Annotated in this window: 7 protein-coding genes and 1 pseudogene; 5 read left to right on the top strand and 3 right to left on the bottom strand. The window is 50.4% G+C overall.

Annotated elements, in window-relative coordinates:
• Window positions 1-157: 157 nt before the first annotated feature.
• Complete coding sequence (locus tag Q0620_RS07625; protein ID WP_298042251.1) at window positions 158-988, bottom strand: pyridoxamine kinase; 831 nt, start codon at window positions 986-988, stop codon at window positions 158-160.
• A gap of 175 nt (window positions 989-1,163) precedes the next feature.
• Between Q0620_RS07625 and menA the strand changes: the two genes are divergently transcribed.
• Entirely contained in the window at window positions 1,164-2,066 is a 903-nt protein-coding gene (menA, locus tag Q0620_RS07620) for a 1,4-dihydroxy-2-naphthoate octaprenyltransferase (RefSeq protein ID WP_298042248.1), read from the top strand.
• A 538-nt stretch (window positions 2,067-2,604) separates the two neighbouring features.
• Here menA and Q0620_RS10880 read toward each other — a convergent pair.
• Window positions 2,605-2,694, bottom strand: a pseudogene (locus Q0620_RS10880) (DUF2695 domain-containing protein); the annotation flags it as partial.
• 565 nt (window positions 2,695-3,259) lie between these two features.
• Window positions 3,260-5,107 carry an aryl-sulfate sulfotransferase gene (locus tag Q0620_RS07615; protein WP_298784225.1) on the bottom strand — a complete coding sequence of 616 codons (1,848 nt, stop codon included), beginning with the start codon at window positions 5,105-5,107 and terminating at the stop codon, window positions 3,260-3,262.
• Window positions 5,108-5,341: 234 nt separating this feature from the next.
• Here Q0620_RS07615 and Q0620_RS07610 point away from each other — a divergent pair, with 234 nt between their 5' ends.
• From Q0620_RS07610 to Q0620_RS07595, 4 genes are read left to right on the top strand one after another with little or no spacing between them, the layout of a single operon-like run.
• Entirely contained in the window at window positions 5,342-5,998 is a 657-nt protein-coding gene (locus Q0620_RS07610; protein WP_298784223.1) for a thiol:disulfide interchange protein DsbA/DsbL, read from the top strand.
• 9 nt (window positions 5,999-6,007) lie between these two features.
• Complete coding sequence (gene dsbI, locus Q0620_RS07605; protein WP_298784221.1) at window positions 6,008-6,631, top strand: protein-disulfide oxidoreductase DsbI; 624 nt, start codon at window positions 6,008-6,010, stop codon at window positions 6,629-6,631.
• Window positions 6,632-6,670: 39 nt separating this feature from the next.
• Window positions 6,671-8,320 carry a sensor histidine kinase gene (locus Q0620_RS07600; RefSeq protein WP_298784220.1) on the top strand — a complete coding sequence of 550 codons (1,650 nt, stop codon included), beginning with the start codon at window positions 6,671-6,673 and terminating at the stop codon, window positions 8,318-8,320.
• Between the two features lies 1 nt (window position 8,321).
• On the top strand, window positions 8,322-9,002 hold the full coding sequence (locus Q0620_RS07595; RefSeq protein WP_298784218.1) for a response regulator: 681 nt from the start codon (window positions 8,322-8,324) through the stop codon (window positions 9,000-9,002).
• Window positions 9,003-9,071: the final 69 nt, after the last annotated feature.

The following is a 9,071-nucleotide window of genomic DNA, read 5'->3' as shown; positions in this document are numbered from 1 at the left end:
CGCCTATAGAATTCCATGCCCCACACGACACATAAATTTTGAAAATTTTAAAATTTCACGCCGCAGATAAAATTTAGGAATTTCCTTTTACGATAAAATTTTAAAGCTCTACCACAAATCCTCTGTCCGCGCGGCGAGTTCCAAATCTGTCTAGAACTTAGATTTTCCTCACCAGCTCGGGAATTATCGCTTCGAAATCGACCCCTTCGTATCCGTTGCGCTCCTCGTCGCTCATCGTCTCTTTGATAGTGCTGACGACGAAGTCCGCAGCGATACGGACCGCAGTTTCCAGGGACTTGCCGCGCATTATTGCGCCGAAGGCTACGGCGGCGAAAATATCGCCGGTGCCGTTAAATTTAACCGGCAGCAGCTCGTGAAAATACTCGTTCGTCCTGCCCGTGCGCGCATCGTAGCTGAAAACCCCGCACTGATCGGCGATGTAGCCGATACCCTTTAAAATAACCTGTCTGGCGCCCAGCTCTCGAAGCCTTGCAAGCAGATCCATTATGAAATCCCTATCCGCATCCTCGCGGTACGGCACGCCTGTAATCGCGCAGGCCTCGGTGATATTGGGCGTGATTACATCGGCCTGAGCGCACAGAAGCGCCATCATACGGGCAAAATCCTCATTAAAGCCCGGATAAAACACGCCGTTATCGCCCATGCAAGGATCTACCAAAATAGTTTTGCCCGCGCCGCCGAAGCTCGCAAATAGCTCGCCCATAATCTCGATCTGCGCTGCCGAACCCAAAAAGCCCGTGTAGATGCCGTCAAACACCACTCCGCGGTCTTTCCAGTGCGCCATGATCGCGCGTATCTGCGAGCTTAGATCACAAAAGGTGTAGCCCGAAAAGCCCGTATGCATCGATAAAACCGCCGTAGGGATCACGCTCGTGCTCATCCCCATCGCGCTAAGTATCGGCAATGCAACGGTCAGCGAAACCTTGCCCACGCAGGATATATCTTGAACGGTAAGAACTTTTTTCATCACAATTCCTAAAATTTTTGGCTCTATTTTACCGCTATTTATATTAAAAAGGCGAATTTAAATAAAATTTACTCTACGAATAGTCTAAATTTATAATATTTTTGGCGTTTTTCCGCTAAATTTTAAATTGAGTTCGCCGTAAATTCGGCACTCAAAAAATCAAAAAAGGCAAAAAATGATAACCGCAAAAGCTCTTTACGCATCCGCTCGCCTTAGATCGCTACCTCTTAGCGTCTCGGGCGTACTGCTCGGTAGCGGCGCGGCATACGGCGCGGGCACGTTTAGAGCCGATATTTTCGCGCTGGCGCTGCTTACGACGCTGCTGTTTCAGGTGCTAAGCGATTACGCTAACGACTATGGCGACGCGGTAAAAGGCACCGACGACGAGGGCAGACTGGGGCCGCGCCGCGCGATCCAAACGGGACAGATGAGTGCCGAGCAGATGAAGCGCGTCATAGTCGTTACGGCGCTGCTTTCGGCATTTTCGAGCCTTGCGCTAAGCGTTTTGGCATTCGGCGAGCGGTTTTATCTCGTGGCTCTATTTTTGACGCTTGGCGGCGCGTCGATATACGCCGCGATCCGCTACACCGTGGGCGCCGGCGCATACGGCTATAAGGGGCTTGGCGACGTTTTCGTGTTTTTGTTTTTTGGGCTTTTGAGCGTACTGGGCTCGTATTTTTTATATGCCCGCTCGCTTGATGCGGCGCTACTGCTGCCTGCGTGCGCGTGCGGGATGCTAAGCACCGCCGTGCTAAATCTAAACAACATGCGCGACATCCAAAACGACGCGCTCAAGGGCAAGCGCACGATCCCCGTTCGTATCGGACTGCGCGCAGCCAAACGTTACCACTACGCGCTGATCGCGGGCGGAGCGGGATTGATGCTTTGCTACTCGCTTTTGCGCGGCGGCTCGGGCGTGAGATTGCTCTACGCGCTGAGCTTCGCGCCGCTACTTCGGCATCTCTTTTTCGTCTCGCGCGTGTGGGAGTGCTGCCACTTCGACGGACAACTCAAGGTCGTCGCGCTGTGCACGTTTGCAATGTCGGCATTGTTTTTCGCGGGGGAGATTTTGGGCTAAATTTAAATGCCGCGCAGATAAAATTTACGTCGGCACCGCAGCAAAGTCCTCTCGCGCAAAAGCGCTTTGTGCGAGTTCTCCTAATCTTGCAATCAACCTACTTGTCGCACAGCAAAGCGTCTGCGGCAAGCTCGCTCAATGAAAACGTTCATAGCATATCTCTGTCCGCCTGATGGCTACCGCAATAAAATTTAAGGGGGCAAACTCCAGGTCTCCGCGCCGTCTTGTATCGTTAAATTAAGCGAGCAATACCGCTCTTAAGTCCATACAAGCCCCGTCACACCACGCTTTAATTGCCGTTTTGACGGCGAGTTGCCTGCCTTTTGCGTCAAATTTAAAAACTAGAGCATCAACTCTACAAAAGGCCCGCGTGTTTGGCGCAGTGGGCTTTGTGCTTATTGCACGGCGGCAGTTCGCACCGCAAACGTTGCTTTAGCCCTACTTTTGAGCCCTCGCGCCGCTAAAATTTTACTAAATTTTACGCACCGCCTTTTTGAAACGATGCTTACGGCGTAGGGTCTCTCCGCGGTGCGGCGCCCTAAAATTCGAAGCGATCCTGCACGTTATTTAAAACTTCGCAATCGCAATATCCGCCGTTTTGCTCGCAAAAGTCCAAAACCGCCGCCTCATTCGGAACGCGGCGAGCTCACAAAATCCAGTATGAGCCTATGCGTGCCGTCGCAGTCGCGATGCGCCAAGCTCTAGCCCAAGAACTCAAATAGCCCCTCAAACTCCGCCCTATTCATAGACAGGCTCTTTTCAAATGCATCTCGCTGCCGCTACGCCGCGAGCTTTTTGAGTTCCTTTTTTCTAGATTTTTCCACTCTTTCTCCTTTGCTGCGCCGCCTTGCCGCACGAATATCCTTTGGGCGCATTAACCTCATACCCGTCGTCCCCCGCCCTCAAGCGGGATGCAAATTTCATCCAAACCGTGCGCTACCTCGTCTATACCGAAATAACGCTTATTAATTTTAGCAGAGCGAAATTATAGCAAAAGCAGAGCGCGAAATCGCAAATCCGATGATTAAATTTTATCTAGAATAAAGAGCTATGTTTTCGGCTAAATTTTGCCGTACCGAGGGATAAAATTTAGCAAATTCGGATGAAATTCTATCGAGTAGATGTGTAGAATTTGACCATAATCTAAAACAAAAGCGGCCGCGCTCGAAACACGACCGCTAAATTTTAAAATTTTACTTCTCAAACGCTTTTTCTACGCTAAACGGAAACGCCTGGTAGCCCATCGCATTGGTCATTTTGATTTCGATTGACGGCTCTTTTGCGCCCCATTCAAACTCGTTGATGTGAGGGCTAGGCACGCCGACCGGACGGCCCTTGGCGATGTCAAACTGCATGCCCGCGACCGCTGAGTAAACCATCACGCTATCTAGGTCGTCTTGATATTGCGCGAGCGAAGTAACCGAGCTGTACCACTCGCTGCCGCGCTGTTTGCCATATTCCCAGACCTGCTCGACGGTTTTAGCTTTTTCGTCGATTTTATAGACGACCGCGCGGGAGTATTTCATACCCGCCATCGCAGGCTGCTCCATACCGCGGGTGTCGCCGTTATCAAAGACGGTTAAATAAACGACGCCTTTTTTGGACTTGCTGTCGATGCGGAAGGCCGTGTGCTGCGTCCACTGCCAGTCAAATCCGCCCTTCTCGCTCTCATATCCCGGGCATTTTGAGTATTCGTCCTCGCAGACGATCTTTTTGCCGTCTTTATCCACCGGCTGGAGCAAGTAGCCCTTAAACTGGTCCTTCCAGCCTTTGTGCGCGCCCATTATCCATTTTACTTTTTTGTCTCGGCCGATCTTGATGACGGCGTCTTGGTGGCGGCTAGAGATGATGATGCTATCGTCGCTTGGATCATAATCCACGCTATTTACGTGCGCCCAGTTGCGTCCGGGGCCAGAGCCCACGATGTCGCCCCATTTTTCGTTCGTATCCATCGCGGCTAGCTCGTCCGTGCTCGCGGTGTGGCCTGCCTTGCTAGCGTCGATGTTTAGGCACACAGCACCCTGATCGAGCGTTTTTAACACGATGTCGCGATACGGATCGAGAATTTCATACAGCCTAAAATCATCCACGACGTTACCGTCACGATCGACCTCGACGATGACGTCGCGCACGGTGCGGACGTTTTTGCCGTCGGCGCGTTTATAGTTGGCGTTTGCCGCGCGGAGGAAGTAGTGTCCGTTTTGCGCAACGTCCATAGAGTGCGAGAAGTCGTTGTAGCTCGCAGGTAGCTCGCGGTTAAAGATTTCGCGGCCCATTATGTCGTATTTGGCGTATCGCTGCCCGTATCCCCACGTCATCGCGCCGTCGTCGTTTTGCTTAAAGCCCATCATGACGCCCGCGGAAAAAGGCTGCTTGAGGTCGTAAATTTTACTCGGCTCCAGATACCAGCGAACTTCGCCCTTGGTGTCAAGGATGAAGTTGTTCGGGCTGTAGTTCCACTCGATCGCGCCGCCTGCAGGGTTGTTCCACACGACTTTGGTGCCCTTGCCGGTTTTATTTACGAAGTTATTTACGTAGTAGAGGCGGTTAGCAAATTTAGCGCTCGGGGCCTTCACGACCTCGATTTTATCAAACAGCGCGCCCTTTTGAGACGGCATGCCAGAGCTCTCTAAGTAGATCGCAGGAGCGTAAATTTTATAGGTTTCTTTTACGCGCTCGGTTTGTCCCTTGTAAATTTTATCGTACTCGACCTCGACGGTGTTTTGATAGTCGGGATATAGTCCGAAAACGGGAATTCCGCCGTGAGTGCGCAGGTGCTTGTCGGCGACTTTATAGCTGATAACCTGACCGCCTGGCTTTGGTACGATAGTAACTTTGGCGTTTGCTAGCGTGTAGCCGCCGTTTTTGATCACCGCCGTTAGAGGCGCGATGTCGTATGGGTTTACGACTACTTCGCCAATCTTGCCCGGGATGCCGTAGTCGATGTGTGCGCCGCTAGGTCCGCCGATAGCCAGCGCGGCCGTGCTTAGACCGCCCAGAAGCGCCACAGCTAGCGCAAATGAGGAAAGAGTTCGCTTCATCTTATTCTCCTTTGAATTGGTTTGATATCGTAATTTTAATCAACCTCGCTAACGTAGAAATCACGCGTTTATTAAAACTTGCTTAATTATAAAAAATAATTTCAAATTTTAGCTTTTGCGCCAAAATTTAGCCGAAATTCTATAAATTTAATCTAAAATTTATCTTAGCGTGAGTTCTGCGGCGGCGAGAGGATATAAAATTAACCTAAACAAAATCATTTTAAGGAGCACTCCATGAACCTACTTTCTAAATTTAGCAAAGGCTTTCTAGCAGTTGCGATGTTTGGCGCCATAAGCGCTGCCGCGTTTACCGAGGGCGAGGACTACGTCAAGCTAGAAAAACCGCTATCCGTGGAGCAAAACACGCTAGTTAAGGTCTTTAGCTACGCATGCCCGTTTTGCTACAAATACGACAAAACCGTAACGCCGAAGGTCATAGAAAAGGTCGCGGGGCTAAAATACGTACCGTTTCATCTAAAAACCAAGGGCGAATACGGCGAGGCAGCGAGTAAAATTTTTGCCGTTTTAGCCGTGATGGACGAGGAGAAGGGCGTGAGCTTGTTAGATGAAAACTCGCTGTTTAAAAAGACTAAATTTGCCTACTACAAGGCCTATCACGATCAAAAGCAGCGCTGGAGCGACGGCAAGGACGAGGCTGCGTTTTTAAAAACGGGGCTTGATGCGGCCGGCATCAGCGAAGCGGACTATCAAAAAAAGCTGGAGGACCCAAAAGTCGCCGAACTGCTTAAAAAATGGGACGAGAGCTACGACGTAGCCAAGATCCAAGGTGTGCCGGCGTTTGTCGTAAACGGCAAATACCTCATCATGACGAAGTCCATCAGCTCCATCGACGGCATGGCGCAGCTAATCGAAGAGCTGCTTAAAAAATAGGGCGCAAGCATGAAATTTGCGGAAAAGATAGCAAAATTCGCAGATAGCCGCCTGCCGTGGGCGATCCTCGTAACGGTGAGCGTGGGACTTGTTATCCTCGCGCACTCGCTGTTTCAAAACTACGTCTATATGCCGCCTTGCGAGCAGTGCGTCTATATCCGCTTTGCATTTTTGTGCATGGCGCTAGGAGGCCTGGTCGCGATCATAAATCCTAAAAATTTGCTCCTCGCCGCGCTCGGCTACCTGCTAGCCTTTTGGGGTGCGATCCAGGGCATAATGTATAGCGTCAAGCTCGCCAAGATCCACGACGCCGTGCACGGAGACGATCCGTTCGGCGTGCAGGGCTGCTCGACCGAGCCGCACTATCCGTTCGGCCTGCCGCTTGAAAAGTGGGCGCCTGATTGGTTCTTGCCTACGGGCGACTGCGGCTACGATAATCCGCTGGTGCCTGAGGGCGTCACGCTAAGCGGATTTCAAAAATATCTCGTCGATCTTTACGAGGACGGCTGGTACCTGATCCCATCAAGCAAATTTATGTCGATGGCCGACTGCACGCTGATCGGCTTTGGCGTCTGCTTCGTCGTGCTCGCCGCGATGTTTATTTGCAAAATTTTAACTATCAAAAAAGCTTAAATCGGTCTAAATTTAGACCGATTTTGCTATACTCGCCGCATGAAAGCCTTACGCGAGCATAATTTTAAAATTTACTTCATCATCATTTTTGCAAGCCTTTTCGTGGTGCTTTTGGGCGTGAAAAACTACGAGGACGCCAAGGCACAGATCGTCGCTCTCGCGGATAAAAACAAGATCACCACTAGCGAAAATATGGTCGGGAATTTCTCGTTTTGGCTAGACGAGCGGCTGCGCTCGCTGGTGCGCGCGGCTAAATTTATGCAAAACGCGGACGCGATACGAGACGACGAAAAGCTCGGCGGCTTCATACGGCTTTTTAAAGAAAACTCCGCAGAATTTGACGCCTTGCAGTTTTTGCGCGAGGACGGGGAGATCTTCGTGGATGGCAAGGAGCTAGGCGAGAACGAAGCGATGCCAAAGAGCCTGCGCACGGGGCTTGTGTGGTTTGAAGAGACCAAAAACACGCTAGCACCCACGGTAAATTTTATGCAGCGCCATAAAATTTTAGGCGAGCCAACGTTAAATTTATGCGTGCCCGTCATGGACGGCGGCTCGTTTGCGGGAGTGTTTTGCGGCGTGGTGAAGCTGCAAAACATACTAAAAAATATGGAAAAATTTAAACTCGCGCCAGATTCGTACGCCTTTATCGTTACGCACGGCGGTGAAATTTTAACGCCGATGAAGGACGCGTCGCTAAAAAAGCAGATCGAGGATAAATTTAAAGAGCTTTTCCTGCGTGACGAAGATATCACGAGCATAAATATCGGCTCAAATTTCATCTCCGTCGCCGAGATCCCCACGCTAAACTGGTTCATCGGCGCAGGTACCGATAACGAAAAGGAGCTCGCCGCGCTGCTCAACTCCGCGCTAAAAAACGCCCTCATCTTGCTTTTTGCATTCGCAGCGCTAGCGCTGGTGGCAAATTTCCTCCACAACTTTATGTATTCAAAAATCAAAAACCTGCAAGACGATTACGAAGCCCTGCTTAAGCACAAAGCCCGTATGAGCGAGGCGGGCGAGCTAATCAGCGGCATAAATCATCAGTTTATTCAGCCGGTTAATTCGCTAAATTTGATGATCTCAAGCCTACTCATGCTACAAAAAGACGGCAAGCTAGACGCCGCGACGCTAGAGAGTATGCTGCAAAAAGGCCAAGCCGCGACCGTGCTTTTAAGCGATACGATCGAGATTTTTAGAAATTTTTACAAAACGAGCGACAGCCCGCAAAAATTTAGCGTGCAACGCTGCATAAAAGACCTGCTAAAGCTAATGCACACCGAGCTTAGCAAGGCAAACGTCACGGTAAGCTTGCGCGAGTTTAAAGACGAAGAGGTCACGCAGCGGATGGGCATCGTGCAGCAAATTTTACTCATCCTCATTCACAACGCCAAAGACGCAGTCGTGGAGCGATACAAAAACGAGATCGCCAAGCGGCAGGTTTTTTTGGACGCCAAATTTGAAAACGGCACGTGCAAGATAGCCGTCACGGACTACGGCAGCGGCGTGAGCAAAGAGCTTCGGGATAAAATTTTAACCCAACCCAAAACCACCAAAAAGCAAGGAAGCGGCATCGGGCTGTATTTTGGCAAAAAGCTAGCAAACGAAAAGCTTTCAGGCGACATCAAGCTGCTAAGCGCTGGCGATCCGACGACGTTTGAGCTCGGCTTTGAGATAAATTTAAAGGAGTGAGATGCAAGAGCACTTAAAGCTGCTTAAAGACCTAACCGTCCTCATTGTCGAGGACGACGAGATCGCAAGGGAGCTGCTAATAGGCGGACTAAAACCCTACTGCCTAAGCGTCTGGGGCGCGGGCGACGGGCTGGAGGGGCTGGAGCGCTTTAAGAAGCTAGCGCCCGTCGTCGTCATCACCGACATCCACATGCCCGCGATGAACGGCTTTGAGATGATGAAGGAGATGATACGCATAAAGCCGGCGCAAAAATTTATCGTCTTTACCTCCTACGACACCGACGACAACCTCATCAAAAGCATCGAGCACGGCGCGGCGTCGTTTCTAAAAAAGCCCGTCGATATCGCCGCGCTTTGCCGTCTGCTAGTAGCTCTAACCTACGAAAAGGACGAAAAGCTCGTGCGTCTGGGCCCGCAAACTAGCATAAATCTCGCCAAAGAAAAGATCTACAAAAACGGCGAGGAAATTTATCTCTCGTTTTTGCAAAACAAGCTCTTTTGGCTCTTTGCGTATAATCTAAACAAGCTCGTGAGCTACGAGATGATCGAGGAGTTCGTCTACGAGGGCGAGCTGCCTAGCAAGGGCGCGATACAAAACGTCGTACTAAGGCTAAAGCGGGAGCTGGGGGTTAAATTTAAAAACATTAGCGAAAGTGGATATATACTGCTAAGCGGCGAATAAATTTGATTTGCGGCTTGCCTCGCGAGCGTCTTTAACGGAGCTAGTAAAAATTTAGCTTGATAGGCCATA

The sequence above is a fragment of the uncultured Campylobacter sp. genome (assembly GCF_938017615.1).
GTDB lineage: Bacteria > Campylobacterota > Campylobacteria > Campylobacterales > Campylobacteraceae > Campylobacter_B.
This window is presented reverse-complemented; position numbering and strand designations above follow the sequence as displayed.